The organism is Enterococcus sp. DIV2385 (genome assembly GCF_051711925.1).
GTDB lineage: Bacteria > Bacillota > Bacilli > Lactobacillales > Enterococcaceae > Enterococcus > Enterococcus faecalis.
Genome location: NZ_JBIONV010000001.1, coordinates 1,065,653 through 1,081,668 on the forward strand (window position 1 = coordinate 1,065,653; position 16,016 = coordinate 1,081,668).

The following is a 16,016-nucleotide window of genomic DNA, read 5'->3' on the forward strand; positions in this document are numbered from 1 at the left end:
AGTGTGGAAAATATGACAGTAAAAATGGGGTTTATTGGATTTGGTAAAAGTGCCAATCGTTACCATTTACCTTACGTAATGATTCGAGAAACACTAGAAGTGAAAACAATTTTCGATTTACATGTTAATGAAAAAGCAGCAGCGCCCTTTAAAGAAAAAGGCGTAAATTTTACCACTGACCTTAATGAATTATTGACGGATCCAGAAATTGAATTGATCACAATCTGTACGCCTGCGCATACACATTATGATTTAGCCAAACAAGCCATTTTAGCTGGTAAATCAGTGATTGTGGAAAAACCATTTTGTGATACGTTAGAACATGCAGAGGAATTATTTGCTTTAGGGCAAGAAAAAGGGGTAGTAGTGATGCCTTATCAAAATCGACGTTTCGACGGCGATTACCTAGCGATGAAGCAAGTAGTGGAGCAAGGCTTTTTAGGAGAAATCAATGAAGTGGAAACACATATTGATTATTATCGACCAGGAAGTATCACGGAACAAGGACCTAAAGAAAATGGTTCGTTTTACGGACTAGGCATTCATTTAATGGATCGCATGATTGCTCTTTTCGGGCGTCCAGATCAAGTCACTTATGATATTCGTAATAATGAAGTGAGCGAGGCAGTTGATAATTATTTTGACGTTGATTTACATTATGGTTCAAAATTAAAAGTAAAAGTTAAAACGAATCATTCTGTCGCTAGTCCGTATCCACGTTTTATTGTTCATGGCAGCAATGGCTCGTTCATCAAATATGGCGAAGATCAACAAGAAAATGATTTAAAAGCCGGAATCATGCCAGATGCACCAGGCTTTGGAGAAGATTCACCAATGTATTATGGAGAAGTGACCTACCGTAATGGCAATGGCGACTGGATTAAAAAACAAATTAAAACGCCTGTAGGTGATTACGGTCGCTATTATGATTCCGTTTATGAAACGTTGAAAAATGGTGCACCGCAACTAGTAACTGAAGAGCAAGCATTAACTAACATCGAAATTTTAGAAGCAGGTTTCCTTAACCCAAGTCCAAGTGTTTATCGTTTGAAAGAAAACTAAAGCGTGTTTAAATGACTTGAAAAGCGCCTGCCCCACAGTCCAGACAACTGTGGGGCAGGCGCTTTTATTTATAAAGAGTTGTGAATTTTAATATAAGAAACGTATATTGTTAGTGAAAATAAAAAAAGGAAAGACATCTTAGTAGCACTACTTCCCCAAGAATTGCTACTAAAATGTCTTTTGTGATGCTCGCTCAATTGAAGAGCCTTAAATAGGATATCGAATATCCAGTATAAATGCAAGTAAACTACTTTATAGTTAATATTAGTATACTTCATAAAATAATTTTTCAAAGAGAAAAAGGCTTGTTATGAGAAAAAATTAATTTTTAACTCGTTTTTTCTAAGCAAGATTCGGGTGAAAAAGACAATAATTACTGAAGCTGAATGGTAATTAAAGAGGTTCTTTGCTAAAATAGGAAAGACAAGAAAGTTTGGTTAACGAAAGAACCAAATCAGAAAGGAGGACAACCAGTGGAAAGTTGGCTTTTTTTACTACTGATTGCCTTGATTGCGTTTGTTGCAAAAAATCAAAGTTTATTAATTGCGTCAGTTGTTGTGCTTGCTTTAAAAGCTTTACCAAATAGTGCGAAAATCATGTCGTGGTTGTCAGATAAAGGCATTAATTTAGGTGTCACAATTATTTCAATTACCATTTTAGTCCCGATTGCTACAGGACAAATTGGCTTAAAGGATTTAATCCAATCATTCAAATCACCGATGGGATGGCTGGGGATACTTTGTGGAATTCTGGTAGCTGTTTTATCCTCAAAAGGAGTAGGTTTAATTAATCAATCACCAGAAATTACGGTGGCCTTAGTTTTTGGAACGATTCTTGGCGTCGTTTTTTTAAAAGGAATTGCAGCTGGTCCGATTATTGCATCGGGGATGATGTACGTAATCATTACTACCTTTCAAGCCTTTCAACACTAAAAAAGCAAACAAAACGCGTAAACGTTTTGTTTGCTTTTTTAGTGTTGATAAATGTCCACATTACTATCTAATATACCACTTTCATTTTTTAAAGTAATGGTTCCCGCATTCGGATGAATCACTAGCTGTAAATGCCCTGTTAAAAACATTTGGTCATACGTCGAAGTATAGACGTGAAAAGAATCATTAGCAATTGTTTCGGTATAAGGCGCTTCTGCTTGATCAACAGGAACGATAATGAAACGATCGCCAATCATACAACAACCTTCTGCGGAAGAATAAGGATTAGAGCCGTCATTTGCTACCAACAAGAAGGTGTTCGTTTCAGTTAAGAAAGGGGCTAAACGTTGTTTTACTTCTTCAGAAATAGTCAGAGACATTTGCCTCACTCCTTTAAATAGTATGTAAAAGGAAGAGGGTAGCTTGTCGCTATGCCGCTCTTCAAAGGTTTTGTTATTTGCTTGTTTCTTTACTGCTTTTTTTGAAAAGAGCAATAGAAAAGGCGACAACTAAGACAACTGTTGCAGCTAAAACAAATGGATTTTTTGTTGCTGATGTGAACCCTAGGACTGTTGAACCAATCGCACCTACGTAAGATAAAATAATCGCTGCTTTCTTTGGTGTTGAAAGTTCTGTAAAGCTATCGCGGAAGGCGACACCTAAACCTAAAGCGCCAATAAAGGCAAACATCCCAAAAATAATGTGTAAAAAGACCATGAATTTCACCTCCAACAGTCAGTATAGAGAGAAATAGCTAGTTTGTAAACTAATTGAGCTTACTTGTGTTATTTATCACTTGATAAATGTCTTTGCCAATGCAAAAAAACAACGTACGATCAATCGGCAGTACGTTGTTTTTTAGTTTAATATAATTAGGAAGCAGAAGCCTTATTTTGCTGGATTTTTTTGATCGATTCTTCTGTTGGCGTCACATATAACGTTCGTTGGTTTTCATAAATCACATAACCTGGTTTTGCTCCATTGGGTTTATGCACATGTTTTACTTGGACATAGTCAACAGGCACTTGTGAAGAAAGTCGATATTTTGAAAAATAAGCTGCTAGAAGTGCGGCTTCAGTAAGGGTTTCTTCGCTAGGATGTGTGTCACGAATAATTACATGAGATCCAGGAATATCTTTGGCATGGAGCCAATAATCAGTTTTTTTAGCGGTTCGTAAAGTCAATTGATCATTTTGCAAATTGTTTTTTCCAACGAGAATAGGTGTGCCATCTGTGGCATAAAAAAGATCGGGTTGGCTTTTTTTCGGCTGTTTTTGTTTTTTATTTTTTTTACGTTTTAAATAGCCTTGTTCAATCAGTTCTTCACGAATCACTTCAATGTCCATTGGTGTCGCAATTTCAAGTTGTGCCACAACTGACTCTAAATAAGAAATTTCTTGTTGTGTTTGCTGAATTTGTGTCTTAACAACTCGGACAGCATTTTTCAATTTTTGGTATTTTTGAAAATATTTTTGTGCATTTTGATTAGGTGAAAGTGCAGGATTTAGCGAGATACGCAATGGTGCATTTTCTTCATAATAATTTGGTAATTCCACCTCGGTGGCTCCTTTTGGGACTTGTGCCATGAAGGTTGTTAATAGTTCTCCGTCGCGACGGTAATTTTCAGCGTTTTCTGTATCGGCTAAGGTTTGTTGTAATTTTTTAAGTTTCTTTTGATTTCTTTTTAGTTCATTTTCAATTTTGCGAATTAGTTCGCCGCCTTGTTGTTTGACACGGTCTTTCTCTGCTTTACCAGAATAAAAGGCATCTAGTAATTCACTGAGTGTCGCATACGTTGTTTGTTCACCAACTAATGATTGATAAGGAATGGGCGTAAAATATTCTTTTTTTTCAGTGACGGTTAATGTCGGTACAACAGCTTCAGTGACTGAGGACCAAAATTCCGTCCAGATGGCCATTTTTTCATTTGGTTGTGAAAGTAAACGGGCACTTAATTCGTCTGCTGTATCTTTGCCTAGACCTTGGAAATGTTGTTGTAAATAGCGTCCGTTTAATTCAGGAGCTGTAGAAAGAAGCGCAAAGACTTCTTCTTTTGAGGCCGTGAGCGGATTAAGTCCCATTGGTTTTGGCGGTTCAATATAAGTTGCTCCAGGAAGCAACGAACGATAACTATTTTGGCTCATTCCAATGTGTTTTATCGCATCTAAGATTTTTCCAGAAGATTGGTTAACTAAAACGATTGTACTGTGACGTCCCATTAATTCAACAATCAAAACAATATTTTGTAAGTCACCTAGTTCATCTCTTTTTGAAAAGGTGAAGTGAATCACGCGATCATTTTCTATTTGTTGAATCGTTTCTAAAATGGCACCGTCCAGAAATTTTCGTAACATCATCACAAAATTAGGAGGTGTTTCCGGATTGCTATAGGTAATTGTAGATAGTTGTATGCGCGCATAACTAGGATGTGCTGATAATAATAATTTATGGTTTTTACCTTTCGCACGAATGACTAAAACGACTTCGTTTTCATAAGGCTGATGGATTTTTGAAATCCGGCCACTTACGAGTGTTTCTGTCAACTCATGAACCATGCTATGAGTAAATACGCCATCAAATGACATAATAAATCCCTCGTTTCTTTCCGACTAATAGCTTTATTATAGCGGAGTTTTTGAATTTAAGAAAGAAGCTTGTTAAAAAGGAGTTGGGTTTTCCTTAGAAAGCTGGGGAAGTTTGCTGGTTTTTTTAGTAATTAAAGCGCAAGGGTAGGCAAGAAAGAAAATGATTAGTATAATAGATAAGAACTAAAAGCGAGGAGCGATTAGAAGTTGAATAATTTTATGGAAGAACTAAAAGAGGCACTTTATGAATTAAGACAAAGAAAACTGTTAATGATTACCGCTATTGTAGCATTAGTATTAATAATTGGCTCAATCATTTTTATTCCAACGATGCAAAAAAATATTCGAGCTGCTCAAGTTGAATCGTTAGTCGCAGGACCCATCAAATCAGAGAAAGTCAGTGTCTTAGATTACAAAACAGCAGACAAGAAAATCCAAGAAACAGGAGCCATGTCAGTCATGTTTGCTAAACCGTCTGGCAAGCAATACGATCAAATGGTGAAGCTGTTTAATTCAGATAAAATGAATGAATTTCATCGATCGCTGTATATCTATCCGTTAATTTATAATGCTGGCAAAGCACAAGAGCAATACAATGTTAGCGGCGATGAGATCACGCTTGTTTTCTTTGAAAACGGCAAAGAAAAGACACGGACGGTTGTCGAAAAATCTATGGATTTAAAAACACAATTAATACCAGAATTAAATCGATTACCAATGGCTGGCGTTTTGAAAGACCAACAAAAGGCAGCCCAAGAAGCTGAAAAAGAAGCAGCAAAGACCGCTGAAACACAGACGACGACCAGCATGACTGGCGTTGCTCAATCTACTGAAACGACGACAGAAAGCACTGATACAGTACCAGAAACTGGTGAATAATAGCTAGCTATGTTAAACTTAGATTGTAGAAAGTTTTAAGGAATTAGAAAGAGGGGATTTTCGATGGCATTAGTAATTTCAATGACGATTTTAGTAAGTTTATGGCTGATTCAATCGCAAAAACAAGCAGTTAAAGTTCCCGTGAAAATTGAAAGAAACCGAAACAATTAAGTGGTAAATATGCTGAAATAAAGAAAAACGAGCCTCTCATAAGAGTGGCTCGTTTTTAGAAGTAAAAGAAATGCAAGAAAATAAAAACTTTTTCTTGACGAACAAAATCAATATAGTGTAGACTACCTTTAACAACATAACTAGGAGGGAAAATACATGACACAATTATCTAACGTAAAAGAAATGCACCAATCATGGCAAAACTGGCGTAGATAGTTGTATGTATGATTCTTTCATAGATACAACTTTAGAAGACTTATTCTAAAAAGTGTATCTATGCTGGTTATATTCAAGAAGAAAAAACGACCACATAGAGGACCCATCTATGTGGTTTTTGTTTTGCATAAAAACAACGACCACTCCTAAACACTTAGGATAAGTCGTTGTTTTTTTGCTACGAATCACTACGATTGGCACGAAGTGACAGAGTAGATGATGAGTAGTACAAGGTGAACGAAGAGAACGTTGTCCCATTCGTAGAAAAGTGCTCCTGCGATTCTCACCAAAATTGAGATCCTCGTCGCAGCTAAATCCTGACATTTGTAAAAAAGTGTTCCTAGGATTTTGACTAAGCAGAGGATTACGAATCTCAGTTTCACTTTCAACGGAAGAAACGCCCTATAGATAATGGTTTTATTATTAAAAAGAAAAAGTTGCCAAACAAAAGGGCAGTTAGGAGAATGCAAAATGAAAAATAAACGTTTAACGTTTGTCGTGTCTTTATTAGCTATTTATTTAATCGGTGCTTTTTTTGTGAATCAAAAAGTGACGAATTCAAAGAAAGAAACAGTTACTGTAGGGGTTTTGCAGTTTGTCAGTCACCCCGCATTGGACGAAATTTATAAAGGTGTCGAAGAAGGGTTAAAGGAAAATGGCTACGACAAAGGCAAAAACTTAGAAATTATTTTTCAAAATGGTCAAGCCGACCAGAGTAAGTTAGCAATCATGAGTCAACAATTAGTACAAAAAAAGGCAGACGTTTTAATTGGTATCGCCACGCCAGCTGCGCAAGCGTTAGCCAACACTACCCAAGAAATCCCGATCATTTTAGGCGCCATTACGGACCCTGTTAGTGCTGGATTGGTGAAAGACAATCAAAAGCCAGGCGGTAACATCACGGGTGTTAGTGATCAATCACCTTTGTCAGCCCAGATGGATTTACTAAAAGAATTGATACCAGCTGCCAAAAAAATAGGTATTCTCTATGCTTCCTCAGAAGAAAACTCTCGATACCAAGTAGCTGAAGCGCAGAAAGCAGCTGAAGCCAAAGGATTGACAGTGAAAACATATGCTGTGCCATCGAGTAATGAAATTGCACAAACGGTTCAAGTGATGACTAAGGAAACAGATGTGATTTATATACCAACTGATAATACGATTGCTAATGCCATGCAAACGGTAGTCGGAGAAGCAAATCGAACCAAGACGCCGATTATTCCTTCGGTGGATACAATGGTAGAACAAGGCGGTTTAGCAACAGTAGGGATTAATCAACATGCGTTGGGGGTACAAGCCGGCAAAATGGCAGCAGAGGTTCTGTCTGGAAAAAGTCAACCAGCAACTACACCCATTTATACCTTTAATACAGGCGACACAATTATCAATGAAAAACAAGCTCAAAAGTTAGGAATTACGATTCCCGCAGAGTTAGCAAAAAAATCGAAATTGATTAACTAATTATCAAAGAAAGTAGGAGAAGCGATGATTGTTTCAGCAATTGGACAAGGAATGTTATGGGCCTTGTTAGGACTAGGTATCTTTATGACTTATCGTATTTTAAATTTTCCAGATATGACCACAGAAGGTTCATTTCCGTTAGGGGGGGCGGTTTGTGTAACTGCCATTACAACGGGGGTTTCACCATTTGTAGCGACTCTTTTAGGGGTCGGAGCAGGAATGCTTGCCGGTTTAGTGACTGGTTTACTATTTACAAAAGGAAAAATTCCAATTATTTTAGCAGGAATTTTAGTGATGTCTGGTTTAAATTCCGTGATTTTATTTGTGATGAAATCGCCAAATAAGTCTTTATTAAACCAACCGAAGATTCAAGATGTTTTTCAAAAAATGGCCTTACCAGATTATTATGATACTATTTTTTTAGGGATTAGTGTTTTGGCTGTGGTAATGATTTTACTGTTATTTTTCTTTAATACTAGTTTGGGACAAGCCTATATTGCGACAGGCGACAATGAAGAAATGGCTCGCTCGATTGGCATTCAAACGGATCGCATGAAAATTTTAGGATTGGTTTTATCGAATGGCTTGATTGGCTTATCTGGCGCTTTGATTGCCCAAAATGATGGATATGCGGATGTAAGTAAAGGAACCGGTGTCATTGTGATTGGCTTGGCTTCACTCATTATTGGTGAAGTACTGTTTGGAGAATTAACGTTTGGTGAACGGTTGATGGCGATTGTTGTAGGGAGTATTATTTATCAACTATTGATTTTATTAGTGATTAAATTAGGCTTTGATACGACGTATTTGAAAATCTTCTCAGCAGTGATTTTAGCAATCTGTTTAATGATCCCACAATTGAAAAAAGCATTACGACTACACGGCTTTTCTGATAAGGGGGCAACGAAATGAAACCAGTTGTTGAATTAAAAAATGCGACAAAAATCATTGATAATGGGATGAATGAAAAAAAAGTGATTTTGGATCATGTGAACTTAGCCATTTATCCTGGGGACTTCATTACTGTTTTAGGTGGAAATGGCGCAGGCAAGAGTACGCTATTCAATAGTTTAGCAGGAACTTTGACACTAACAGAAGGACAATTTTTAATTGAAGGAGTCAATCGCACCAATCTTTCTGAAGTCAAACGGGCCAAATCTCTAGCGCGTGTTTTTCAAGATCCTAAAATGGGGACAGCACCAAGAATGACTGTGGCAGAAAATTTATTGCTTGCCATGAAACGCGGACAAAAACGTCCCTTAACATTACGGAAGATAAATGAGCAACGCACCTTGTTTACAAAAATCTGCCAAGAAGTTGGCAATGGCTTGGAAAATCATCTGGATACACCGACAGGTAACCTTTCTGGCGGTCAACGCCAAGCCTTAAGTTTATTAATGGCCACTATCACAAAACCAGAATTATTACTTTTAGATGAGCATACTGCTGCCTTAGATCCCAAAACATCCAAGCAGTTGATGCACTTAACGGAACAACGGATTGAAGAAGGGAACTTAACTTGTTTAATGATTACCCATCGAATGGAAGATGCTTTACGATATGGCAATCGTTTAATTGTTTTACAAAAAGGTAAAATTGTTCAAGATTTAAACGCTGCTGAAAAAGCACAATTAACGCTACAAGATTTGTTGCTGTTCTTTGAAGAAGTAGAATAAAAAAACAAGCTCAGAATGTAGTGACCCCAAAAAGTTAGACTTTTTATAGAGTGGATTTTTCCACTCTATTTTTATGCAGTTTTTTGATTGAATTGTCGAAATTCTACTGGGCTTTTCCAGTTAAGTTTTTCCTTGATTCGGTGATGATTGTAATAATAAATGTAGTTCTCAATTGCTTCTATCAATTCATTTTGACTTTGATAGATTTTTCCATAGTACACTTCTTGTTTTAGGATACTGAAGAAATTCTCCATGGGAGAATTATCTAAACAGGTTCCTTTTCGAGACATACTTTGAAAGATATTGTTGTCCTTTAATGTTTGTATATAGACATTCATTTGATAAGCCCAGCCTTGATCAGAGTGAAAGGTGCGCCGATAGGGACAATCATTTGTTTGAGAAATTGCTTCTTTCAGACCTTCCATAACTGTTTTACCATTTGGTTGAGTAGAAAGGCTATAGCTTAGAATTTCACTATTATACATATCCATAAATGGATCTAAGTATAGTTTTTTCTGACGAAAGATGCCTGCGTTATCTGCTTCAAAGTACTTAAATTCAGTTGTATCAGTTGTAATTTTTTGATGAGGAACAGAGGTTTTAAATCGGCGACGAATCAAATTTTTAGCGATTTTACCAACGATTCCTTTATAGGAATTATATTTTCTGGATTTCTTAGTAAAAGCTTTGACTTGTAACTTTAACTTTTGTATTAATCGCTGGACTTTCTTTTTATTCACTTGAAATCCACGTCGTTTCAATTCTTGGGTTATCCTTCTATAGCCATAATGTTGATGTTTTTTACGAATCGCTTGAATTTCTTCTTCAATGATTTGTGTTGAAGCTGTTCTGTCGAGGCGTTTTTGCCAGTACATGTAAGTAGATTTTGGAAACCTTAAGGTTTCCAAAATATCTTTTAATCGAAAGTGTCTTCGGAGACTGTGAATGATTCGTGCGATTCGTTCATTTTTTGTTCGTCCTCTAAACGCAGTCTCCTCAATTCTTTTAAATAGGCATTCTCAATTTTTAACATTCTATTTTCTTTTTCTAGTTTCTCTACTTGAAATCGTTCACTTGGTAGTGGTTGGGGTTCATTTCGTTTCTTTTTAGACATGGTAGGTGGACGTCCTTTCTGTTTAGAGAGTCCCTCTATACCAAACTTCTGATACGTTCTAAGCCAATTCGCAATCAATGATGGATTGTTCATTTTTAGAAGATTAGCTGCTTCTTGATAGGACAACTCTGTTGTTAAATATAACTCTATCGCATCTAGCTTAAATTGAACAGAGTAATTCTTATTTTTTCGACTGCGAAGTAGGCCTTCTTCACCAAGTTCTTTATAGGCATTTATCCATTTGCTTATTTGAGAACTATCTTTAAACCCATACTTCTTTGCGAGAAACCTTAGACCTCCTTGACCAGATAAGTAGTCATGAACAAGTTTAAGTTTAAATTCAAAACTGTATTTTGCCATACAAAAAAACCTCCAAAAGTTAGATTTCTAGGTCTAACTTTTGGGGGTCGGCTCAGAAAATGAGCTTGTTTTTTTATTTTTTGACCAATCGGAAGAGTCGCTTGGGGAAAAAACGTTTGACAATTCGTTCCAGTAGCGATGTCACCATAAAGCCCGCTGCGATGGCTGCAGCAGTAAAGACAACTTTTAAAATCAACTGCAAACCGTCATCAATATTTCCTAACAAAATGCTCCGAACTGCTTGATAGGCAGGGCCTCCTGGCACTAAAGGAACCAAACTCGGAATATAAAAAATAATCATCGGCATTTTTTTGTAACGGGAAAAAAAGATACTAGCGATTCCTAACCCGACCGTTCCTAAAAAGTTTGCAAAGGTTTGACTAGCATCAAAAGTTTGCGTTAAGACATAATAAATCATCCAGCCTGTCATGCCAGTAATGCCACAAGCCACCAGTGCTTTACGAGGAATGTTCGTAATAATACCAAACGTCACAGTCGCTAAAAAACTAAAGAGAAGATGAAAAATTAGTTCCATTTGAACACTCCTTACATAAATAATTTAAAAATCAAGGCAATTCCCAGGCCAACAGACCCAGCAATAAAAATAGCTTCTGTCCCTCGCGCCGTCCCGCTGATGAGGTGGCCCGCTAAAATGTCGCGAAAAGAGTTCGTAATCGCCACACCTGGAACTAACGGCATTACCGCACCAATAATAATATTATCGATGTTGACCGCTAAGTGAAAATGCACAGCCAAATAGGCCAACAAACCAATGACAAAAGCGGCTGCGAATGAATCGAGGTAAGGAACTTGGAATAACTTTTGGGTAAAAAGATAACTGGCATACCCAATCACGCCAACAAAAAAAGTTGCAATAAAATCTTGCCAAGTGCCACCAAAAATGTACATCAACGTACAACTAACAATCCCGGCTGCTAACAAGCGTAACGAAATTGAAAAAGTGGGGGTATCTGTTTCTAATAGAGTTAAGCGCTGATAAAGCTCTGGCAGAGTAATCTCTTTTTGCGCAAATTCTCTTGATAATTGATTGACAAGGCTAACTTTTTCCAAATTAATCGAGCGCTGGGGGATGTTTTCTAATTGCGTATAATTACTGGAACGAAAGCCCACGAAAATCCCTGTAGCCGTCGTGTAACAAACGCTCTCTGACTCGCCAGCATTTGCTGCAATCCGAGTAATTGTATCTTCGGTTCTATATACTTCAGATCCGCTTTCCAGCATAATTTTTCCAGCTAAAATGCATGTATCAATAATTAATTGTTTTCTTTTTTCGCTATTAACCAAAGGAATGGCTCCTTTCATTTCGAGTTCACTTTTAGTGTATCATTTTTTTTAAGAACTGTACGCAATTTAAAACAGAGATAGAAAAAAAGTGTGATTTTTTACAAAAATGAAACGAATCTTAAGAATAAATGAAAACAAATAAGGAATTAGTAAAAATTATGGGTTAGTTGTAAGAATCTAGGATCTTTCCTTGCATTTTAGTAGGAAACATCCTATCCTAAACATAGAAAAACAAAGGGGTCAATAAAAATGGACAACCAATGGTTACTCTACGGAATTAGCAGTGTCGTATTAATTATTTTAATCAGAAGAACAATCCTATCAGGAAACATCGTATTAAGTTGTTTGTTGGGAGCGATTTTGCTGATTCAAGTAGTGGGAGTAGCTCTCTGTGCTCAGCAGAAAAAGAAAAATGAACATACAAAAGAACTACCTTCTTCTAAAGTACATCAATAGAAGAAGGTAGTTTTCTCTTATAGTAAATCAAATTTTTTCAAGCCATTAACAATGCCATTCTCAGTATTTTTAGTTGAAATAAAGGTGGCTTTTTCTTTTAGTTCTTCTCGCGCATTACCCATGGCAATTCCATAATCACAGGCCTCAAACAGCGCCAAATCATTGATGCCATCACCAAAGGCATAAGTGGGAATGCCGTTTAATCCCAAGGTGTTAAAAAGATTTTTGACACCAGAGCCTTTAGAGACCCCTTTACGAACAATATCAATTGAAAAAGGACCATTGCGATAAAAGGTCAATTCAGGAAACCGCTCATAGTAATATTCATCATCATCGCCATGTTGACTTAAGACCAACATCATGTTGACGGCATCATTCTCATAACCTGTGGGATCAATTTCTGGAACAGCTGAATGAATATAATCATAGGCTTGTTTCACTGTGCCAGTATGCCCTGTACAAAAAATACGGCGCTCATTGTAAAAAGCCAATTCATGACCACGATGTTTGACATGTTCATGCAGTGAAACACATTCCTCTGTTGTAAATTCATCTGAATAAATCGTTTTTCCTTCATAATGAATAAATTGCCCGTTCATTACAATCGCAGAATCAATACCACTGGCTTTCATGATTGGCTGAATCTCACACAAGGTCCGTCCTGTCGCAATTAAAGGTAAAATTTGATTGTCTTTCAAGGCCGCCACTGCTGCGGTAATCTCAGGAGTAATTTGCGATGTTCCATCTAACAAAGTTCCATCTAAATCAAAAAAAATAATAGCTTTCATTTTATCCATACCCTAACATCCTCTCTACGCTTGTTATTTTAACAAACTTTTCTGAAAAGACAATGGGTTCCCATCGTTTTCTTTAAAAGAGCAGGAAAAAAAGTGATTTTTGATGGTTCTGTAAAGGATTTTTGAAGAAATATAGAATCGGTTGGTACAAATTCAATTTTAGAGTATACTACAATAGAGCAGTTTTATGAAAAGTGAATAAGGAGTGAATGAAATGAATATATTAATGATTGAAGACAATGAATCCGTCTCAGAAATGATGCAAATGTTTTTCTTAAATGAAGGGTGGGAAGCTACCTTTAAAGATGATGGCAAAGAAGGATTGGCGACTTTTCTTGCTTCGCCAGAAAAATGGGACATGATTACGTTAGACTTAAACTTACCTAGTATGGATGGGATGGCTGTTTGTCGTGAAATTCGCAAAGTTTCAGCCAATGTTCCCATTATTATGTTGACCGCTCGTGATTCTGAAAGTGACCAAGTAATTGGCCTTGAAATGGGTGCGGATGACTATGTGACAAAACCATTTAGTCCATTAACTTTGATTGCACGGATGAAAGCTCTACATCGTCGTGCCGAGGTGGCAGAGGCTGCGCATGATACGTCTGAGAATACAGATGAAACGTTTGATGTGATTACGGATCATTTTAAAATGAATACGAAAACACGAGAAACATATTTAGATAATCAATTAATTGAAGGCTTAACACCTAAAGAATTTGATTTGTTATACACTTTAGCAAAAAAACCACGCCAAGTCTTTTCACGCGAACAACTACTAGAATTGGTTTGGGACTATCAATACTTTGGCGATGAACGGACAGTTGATGCCCATATCAAAAAATTACGACAAAAAATTGAAAAAGTAGGTCCTCAAGTCATCCAAACGGTTTGGGGCGTAGGGTATAAATTCGACGATTCAGGTGTTGCTTAATGAAGTATTTGTATCAACAATTACTTGCTTTTATAGGTGTGATTGCTCTGATTATTCTCATTGTCGGAACGTCTTTCACACAATTGACCAAGCGCACAATGCAAGAAAATAACTATGAACAGCTGTATGGTTATGCAGAATCGGCTTTAGAAACACGTGACTTTTTTATTAATGTTGCGGGTGTTTCAGATCGAGATGTTTTATCCTATTCATTTCAGTTGACTGAGCGCGTACTCCAGAAGCAAGATGTGCAATTTGTGTTTATTAACAAGGACCGCGAAGTGCAGTACCCACCAGTTGATAGCACAAAAAAATTAGACTTTTCCTTAATCGATAAAAATTGGGATCAAATCATGAAAGGCAATCGTGTTTATGCAACAGAAAACATTGATATTTACGGGGCCCGAAATACTTCGTCCTATGTAATGTTACCGGTGTATGCATCAAATCAGTCTTCTGATAAAAAAGTGATTATTGGTTCACTCGTTATTACACAACCTGCCAAAAACGTTGACCGAAGTGTTCAGTCAGTGACACAAAACTTGATTAAAGGCTTTATTTTTTCTGGTGTGATTGCCTTGTTACTAAGCTATCTATTTGCGACTTTCCAAGTGAAACGAATAAATCGGATGCGTAAAGCCACCAAAGAAATTACTAGTGGAAATTTTGATATTCAATTACCGGTTCATGACAAAGATGAATTTGATGACCTAGCAGAAGATTTTAATAAAATGGCCGCGTCTTTAAAAGAATCACAAGAAGAAATCAATCGGCAAGAAGAGCGCCGTCGTCAATTTATGGCGGATGCCTCTCATGAAATGCGGACGCCTTTAACAACTATTAATGGCTTGTTAGAGGGATTGCAGTATAATGCTATTCCTGAAAATCAAAAAGAGAATGCGATTAAACTGATGCAGAATGAGACCGCTCGCTTGATTCGCTTAGTCAATGAAAATCTTGATTATGAAAAAATTCGGACCAACCAGATTCAAATTGTTGTGAAGAAGTTCAACGGAACAGAAGCTTTAGAAAATATTGTGACTCAACTAACGGCCAAAGCTGAAGCCGCCGGTAATCAATTGTATTTAGACACCACCGAACCAATTGATGTGTATGCCGATTATGATCGTTTCGTTCAAGTGGTTGTCAATATTGTTCAAAATGCTATCCAATTTACTGAAAATGGCGAAATTCATATTGCTTTAGAAAAAGGCTATTTAGAAACTATTGTCCGTATTTCTGATACAGGAATCGGCATGACGGAAGAGCAAATTCTGAATATCTGGGATCGTTATTACAAAGTAGATCCATCCCGTAAAAATACGAAATATGGAGAATCAGGATTAGGCTTACCAATCGTTCAACAATTGGTCCGTTTGCATAAAGGAAAAATCAATGTTGAAAGTGAACTTGGTAAAGGCACCACATTTATTATTTCATTTCCTGATGTTGAAATTACTGAAAACTAAAGAAAACGTCTGGTCACAATCAGTGCCAGACGTTTTTTTAGTTTAATAACGCATGTAGAGACAGAGGGTGCACATAGGGACTATCAATAATTTGTGGATCTTTTGTCAGAAATAGCAAGCGCTTGTTTCTTTTTTGAACTGCTATTTTTAATTGAGGTAAAATTTCTTGACGTTGTCCAATCGTTAATGAAGAAAAGATGTCATCAATCACTAACGTACTTGTTTTTGAAAGCAAAAGTTGTATTATGCGCATTTTAATTTTTTCAAAAGTCGTAAAAGAAGTAAATGAACGACCAAGTAAGGCAGGTTCTAATTGGAACACCTGGAAAGCTTCGGCTAGAACTACTTTTCGATCCCGTTCTTTGATCGTACTAGCGATAAATAAATTTTCTTCTAATGGCAAGTAGGGCAGAAAGGTTTCACTAGAAGAAAGCCTAGTAATGGTTAATTGGTTTGTTTGGAAAAAATCGGCCAATGCGAGTTCTTGTTCTGGAGCAGAATAAATGATTCCATAAACTTCTCGCAAAGCTAACGCGTCGAATGAGGATTTTTTTTCGGTTATTTTTTTGAATGATGGTGTGACATTCATAGAAAATCCC

General features: G+C 36.8%; 16 protein-coding genes and 1 pseudogene. 9 read left to right on the forward strand and 8 right to left on the reverse strand.

Features of this window, described 5'->3' with window-relative positions; all coding sequences use genetic code 11:
• Window positions 1-12 precede the first annotated feature (12 nt).
• Both IGM04_RS05290 and IGM04_RS05295 read left to right on the forward strand, forming a co-directional pair.
• Window positions 13-1,062 carry an oxidoreductase gene (locus tag IGM04_RS05290; RefSeq protein ID WP_086317800.1) on the forward strand — a complete coding sequence of 350 codons (1,050 nt, stop codon included), beginning with the start codon at window positions 13-15 and terminating at the stop codon, window positions 1,060-1,062.
• A 473-nt stretch (window positions 1,063-1,535) separates the two neighbouring features.
• Entirely contained in the window at window positions 1,536-1,994 is a 459-nt protein-coding gene (locus IGM04_RS05295) for a DUF441 domain-containing protein (RefSeq protein WP_086317801.1), read from the forward strand.
• A 38-nt stretch (window positions 1,995-2,032) separates the two neighbouring features.
• On the opposite strand, the gene IGM04_RS05300 is transcribed toward IGM04_RS05295, so the two are convergent.
• From IGM04_RS05300 to efbA, 3 genes are all read right to left on the reverse strand, one after another.
• On the reverse strand, window positions 2,033-2,374 hold the full coding sequence (locus IGM04_RS05300) for an iron-sulfur cluster biosynthesis family protein (protein WP_002391631.1): 342 nt from the start codon (window positions 2,372-2,374) through the stop codon (window positions 2,033-2,035).
• Window positions 2,375-2,447: 73 nt separating this feature from the next.
• Window positions 2,448-2,711: a hypothetical protein gene (locus IGM04_RS05305; RefSeq protein WP_002381957.1), complete on the reverse strand. Its 264-nt coding sequence runs from the start codon at window positions 2,709-2,711 to the stop codon at window positions 2,448-2,450.
• A 155-nt stretch (window positions 2,712-2,866) separates the two neighbouring features.
• Window positions 2,867-4,579, reverse strand: a complete 1,713-nt coding sequence (gene efbA, locus IGM04_RS05310; protein ID WP_010822729.1) for a fibronectin-binding protein EfbA — start codon at window positions 4,577-4,579, stop codon at window positions 2,867-2,869.
• Window positions 4,580-4,798: 219 nt separating this feature from the next.
• Here efbA and IGM04_RS05315 point away from each other — a divergent pair, with 219 nt between their 5' ends.
• From IGM04_RS05315 to IGM04_RS05330, 4 genes are all read left to right on the forward strand, one after another.
• Window positions 4,799-5,458: a hypothetical protein gene (locus tag IGM04_RS05315; RefSeq protein WP_002390132.1), complete on the forward strand. Its 660-nt coding sequence runs from the start codon at window positions 4,799-4,801 to the stop codon at window positions 5,456-5,458.
• An 858-nt stretch (window positions 5,459-6,316) separates the two neighbouring features.
• On the forward strand, window positions 6,317-7,306 hold the full coding sequence (gene trpX, locus IGM04_RS05320; RefSeq protein ID WP_002391629.1) for a tryptophan ABC transporter substrate-binding protein: 990 nt from the start codon (window positions 6,317-6,319) through the stop codon (window positions 7,304-7,306).
• 24 nt (window positions 7,307-7,330) lie between these two features.
• Complete coding sequence (locus tag IGM04_RS05325) at window positions 7,331-8,218, forward strand: ABC transporter permease (RefSeq protein ID WP_086317802.1); 888 nt, start codon at window positions 7,331-7,333, stop codon at window positions 8,216-8,218.
• Window positions 8,215-8,982 (forward strand): ABC transporter ATP-binding protein, encoded by a 768-nt coding sequence (locus IGM04_RS05330; RefSeq protein ID WP_086317803.1) that lies wholly within the window; start codon window positions 8,215-8,217, stop codon window positions 8,980-8,982. The genes IGM04_RS05325 and IGM04_RS05330 overlap by 4 nt, the downstream gene beginning before the upstream one ends.
• 71 nt (window positions 8,983-9,053) lie before the next feature.
• Here the strand turns inward: IGM04_RS05330 and IGM04_RS05335 are convergent.
• From IGM04_RS05335 to IGM04_RS05345, 3 genes and pseudogenes are all read right to left on the reverse strand, one after another.
• A pseudogene (locus IGM04_RS05335) lies at window positions 9,054-10,456 on the reverse strand (IS3 family transposase).
• A gap of 73 nt (window positions 10,457-10,529) precedes the next feature.
• On the reverse strand, window positions 10,530-10,991 hold the full coding sequence (locus tag IGM04_RS05340; protein WP_002357877.1) for a threonine/serine exporter family protein: 462 nt from the start codon (window positions 10,989-10,991) through the stop codon (window positions 10,530-10,532).
• An 11-nt stretch (window positions 10,992-11,002) separates the two neighbouring features.
• On the reverse strand, window positions 11,003-11,779 hold the full coding sequence (locus IGM04_RS05345) for a threonine/serine exporter family protein (protein WP_071646665.1): 777 nt from the start codon (window positions 11,777-11,779) through the stop codon (window positions 11,003-11,005).
• A gap of 231 nt (window positions 11,780-12,010) precedes the next feature.
• On the opposite strand from IGM04_RS05345, the gene IGM04_RS05350 reads away from it, so the two are divergent.
• Window positions 12,011-12,217, forward strand: a complete 207-nt coding sequence (locus IGM04_RS05350; RefSeq protein ID WP_002357875.1) for a hypothetical protein — start codon at window positions 12,011-12,013, stop codon at window positions 12,215-12,217.
• Between the two features lie 17 nt (window positions 12,218-12,234).
• Here the strand turns inward: IGM04_RS05350 and IGM04_RS05355 are convergent, their stop codons facing one another.
• Window positions 12,235-13,014: a Cof-type HAD-IIB family hydrolase gene (locus IGM04_RS05355; protein ID WP_086317804.1), complete on the reverse strand. Its 780-nt coding sequence runs from the start codon at window positions 13,012-13,014 to the stop codon at window positions 12,235-12,237.
• 214 nt (window positions 13,015-13,228) lie between these two features.
• Between IGM04_RS05355 and IGM04_RS05360 the strand changes: the two genes are divergently transcribed.
• Window positions 13,229-13,948: a response regulator transcription factor gene (locus IGM04_RS05360; protein ID WP_002381953.1), complete on the forward strand. Its 720-nt coding sequence runs from the start codon at window positions 13,229-13,231 to the stop codon at window positions 13,946-13,948.
• Complete coding sequence (locus tag IGM04_RS05365; RefSeq protein WP_002357872.1) at window positions 13,948-15,417, forward strand: sensor histidine kinase; 1,470 nt, start codon at window positions 13,948-13,950, stop codon at window positions 15,415-15,417. The genes IGM04_RS05360 and IGM04_RS05365 overlap by 1 nt, the downstream gene beginning before the upstream one ends.
• Window positions 15,418-15,454: 37 nt before the next feature.
• Here IGM04_RS05365 and IGM04_RS05370 read toward each other — a convergent pair whose 3' ends face one another.
• Entirely contained in the window at window positions 15,455-16,006 is a 552-nt protein-coding gene (locus IGM04_RS05370) for a hypothetical protein (protein WP_002361678.1), read from the reverse strand.
• Window positions 16,007-16,016: the final 10 nt, after the last annotated feature.

Excerpts from the sequence above, each read along its gene's own strand:
- IGM04_RS05290 (WP_086317800.1), top strand. The coding sequence starts at position 13 with ATGACAGTAAAAATGGGGTTTATTGGATTTGGTAAAAGTGCCAATCGT.
- IGM04_RS05300 (WP_002391631.1), bottom strand. The coding sequence starts at position 2,374 with ATGTCTCTGACTATTTCTGAAGAAGTAAAACAACGTTTAGCCCCTTTC.
- IGM04_RS05305 (WP_002381957.1), bottom strand. The coding sequence starts at position 2,711 with ATGGTCTTTTTACACATTATTTTTGGGATGTTTGCCTTTATTGGCGCT.
- efbA (WP_010822729.1), bottom strand. The coding sequence starts at position 4,579 with ATGTCATTTGATGGCGTATTTACTCATAGCATGGTTCATGAGTTGACA.
- IGM04_RS05315 (WP_002390132.1), top strand. The coding sequence starts at position 4,799 with ATGGAAGAACTAAAAGAGGCACTTTATGAATTAAGACAAAGAAAACTG.
- trpX (WP_002391629.1), top strand. The coding sequence starts at position 6,317 with ATGAAAAATAAACGTTTAACGTTTGTCGTGTCTTTATTAGCTATTTAT.
- IGM04_RS05325 (WP_086317802.1), top strand. The coding sequence starts at position 7,331 with ATGATTGTTTCAGCAATTGGACAAGGAATGTTATGGGCCTTGTTAGGA.
- IGM04_RS05330 (WP_086317803.1), top strand. The coding sequence starts at position 8,215 with ATGAAACCAGTTGTTGAATTAAAAAATGCGACAAAAATCATTGATAAT.
- IGM04_RS05340 (WP_002357877.1), bottom strand. The coding sequence starts at position 10,991 with ATGGAACTAATTTTTCATCTTCTCTTTAGTTTTTTAGCGACTGTGACG.
- IGM04_RS05345 (WP_071646665.1), bottom strand. The coding sequence starts at position 11,779 with ATGAAAGGAGCCATTCCTTTGGTTAATAGCGAAAAAAGAAAACAATTA.
- IGM04_RS05350 (WP_002357875.1), top strand. The coding sequence starts at position 12,011 with ATGGACAACCAATGGTTACTCTACGGAATTAGCAGTGTCGTATTAATT.
- IGM04_RS05355 (WP_086317804.1), bottom strand. The coding sequence starts at position 13,014 with ATGGATAAAATGAAAGCTATTATTTTTTTTGATTTAGATGGAACTTTG.
- IGM04_RS05360 (WP_002381953.1), top strand. The coding sequence starts at position 13,229 with ATGAATATATTAATGATTGAAGACAATGAATCCGTCTCAGAAATGATG.
- IGM04_RS05365 (WP_002357872.1), top strand. The coding sequence starts at position 13,948 with ATGAAGTATTTGTATCAACAATTACTTGCTTTTATAGGTGTGATTGCT.
- IGM04_RS05370 (WP_002361678.1), bottom strand. The coding sequence starts at position 16,006 with ATGAATGTCACACCATCATTCAAAAAAATAACCGAAAAAAAATCCTCA.